The organism is Variovorax sp. P4_D9, assembly GCF_056401695.1.
In genome coordinates this window covers 1-2,060 of record NZ_JBFUIU010001212.1, presented here as the reverse complement: position 1 = coordinate 2,060, position 2,060 = coordinate 1, and the positions used below count along the sequence as shown (strand labels likewise).

2 protein-coding genes are annotated in these 2,060 nt (G+C 61.3%); both read right to left on the bottom strand.

The features are described 5' to 3' along the window. Window positions 1-127 precede the first annotated feature (127 nt). A complete protein-coding gene (locus AC1DY5_RS53120; protein ID WP_478122265.1) occupies window positions 128-709 on the bottom strand; it encodes an MBL fold metallo-hydrolase in 582 nt (193 codons plus the stop codon). A 617-nt stretch (window positions 710-1,326) separates the two neighbouring features. Continuing rightward, window positions 1,327-2,060: xanthine dehydrogenase family protein molybdopterin-binding subunit (locus tag AC1DY5_RS53115; protein WP_478122264.1), on the bottom strand; the 734-nt coding region annotated here is incomplete at its 5' end.

The following is a 2,060-nucleotide window of genomic DNA, read 5'->3' as shown; positions in this document are numbered from 1 at the left end:
GCACGACGACGCCGAGCCAGCGCGAGGCAAACACCATTGCCTTCGCCCAAGCCGCATCCACCATGTTCATCATGGACGCGATGCTCAGCCACAGGCCACGTCACCTCAAGATGCCACGGCCAGGCGCTTACTCCTCAGGGTTCATGTGGATGTCTGACCATCGCTCGTTGTACTGTCCCGAATCGAGCGCGACCAGATCGAAGCTATTAAAACGCCTAGCGATCTCGGCGAAATGCTGCCCGAAGCCCGTATCGCCGCTAAAGTACAGGCGCCTCTTTGGCGTCTCAACGACGTAGCTGGCCCACAGAGCTTGGTTGCGGTCCATGAAGCGGCCGGAGTAGTGCTGCGCCGGTAGCATGTGCACTTTCAGGCTAGCGTCGATGTCTATGGTTTGATGCCAATCGACCTCGCGGATTTTCTCACGCGGGTACCCCCATTGCTCCAGGTGCGCCCCGTTTCCTAGCCCCGCGATCACGACTTTCGTCTTGGCCAACAAGCCCTTCATGCTTGCATAGTCGAGGTGATCGTAGTGATCGTGCGTGATGAAAACTGCGTCGATGTCGGGTACTTCGTCCAGTTGGTAGATGCTGGTGCCGTCAAATGCTTTCACCATCCAGGGCAAGGGGGCAGCGTAGTCGCTGAACACCGGGTCGATCAGAAGGCGCTTGCCGCTCAACTGCACGAAATAGGACGAGTGACCAAGCCACACCACGATGTCCTTTTCAATTGGCAGCGCCGCCTAGTCAGTCTTCACCGCTGGCAAAGGCGCCGGAGGCGTCGGCCGGTCCCTCTCCGCGAACTGGCCTTGCAGCACCCTCCAAGCAAACGCCAGACCGCCGGGGCGAGGCGGGAACGGCACYTCGTTCTGGAAGGAGCCGTCGCGGTACTGCGGCGAAGCCTGCACTACCGCGAGTCTTTCATGCTGCGGCAGTTGCCCCAGAGGGGGGTGCACGTAAGTGCAAGCTGCCAGGGCAAGTACTGCAAGTCCCGAAAGGATGGATGCGAAATAGCGTTTCATGCTTAGATCATTGTGGAACTGCAGCCCAATTCACTGAGAATGGCCGGGCGTGGACTTGAATTTCTTGCGGGAAGGCGCGAGGGGTTGGCAAGGCGCGCGATCCCCAAATTCGCCCGCAGCTTCCCCGCAAGACTCTGGTCTTTAGATGGAGTTGTATTTCAAGGTAAGCATGAGAGCGAGTCTTGTATGAAAGCTGGCCCGCAGGATTCCTGCGTGTGGTCACGACGCCGATGCCAAAGCCTATCGCCTCTAGGAATCGAGCCCACCACGCCAGTCCACCCAGTACAGGATTGATGGGGCGACCGGACTCATAGCAGCTTCTCCGGTGTGATTGGGAGGTCGCGCACCCGCCGGCCCGTCGCGTGGAAGATTGCGTTGGCGATGGCGGCAGGTATCCCCACCATGCCGAGCTCGCCCATGCCCTTCACGCCCAGTGGATTGACGATGGTGTCTTCTTCTTCGACGAAGATGGTCTCGATGGCGTGGATGTCCGCATTCACCGGCACGTGGTAGTGCTGCAGGTTGGCGTTCATGATGCGGCCGTAGCGGTGGTCGATCTCGGTCGCTTCCTCCAGTGCCATGCCGATGCCCCACACCACGCCTCCGATCTCCTGGCTGTGGGAGGCGAGCGGATTCAGGATCTTGCCGCAGGCCGTGACCTCGATCACGCGGGTGACCCTTACCGTGCCCAGGTCCGGGTCGACCTTCACCTCGACGAACTGGGCGCCGTGCGCGAGAGAGGCGTACTTCGCGCGTTCGGGTGAGGGTGTCGAGTCGTAGGTCTCGGTGATCTCGTGGGTGCCGGTGCGGCGCATGACGTCAGCAATGCTCACCGAGCGTGTGGGATCGCTCTTGAGGCGCAACCGACCTTCGAGCATCTCGACGCCCGATGCGCTCACACCCTTCAGCGGCGATCCGGCATTCCGGTTCGCAAGGTCCAGCAGCTTCTCGACGATCGTCAGCGCGGCCCCTCGCACCGCCGAACCCACGCTGGACGTCGTCCACGAGCCGCCCTGCGCCGGCGCCTTGGGCTGCTTAGTGT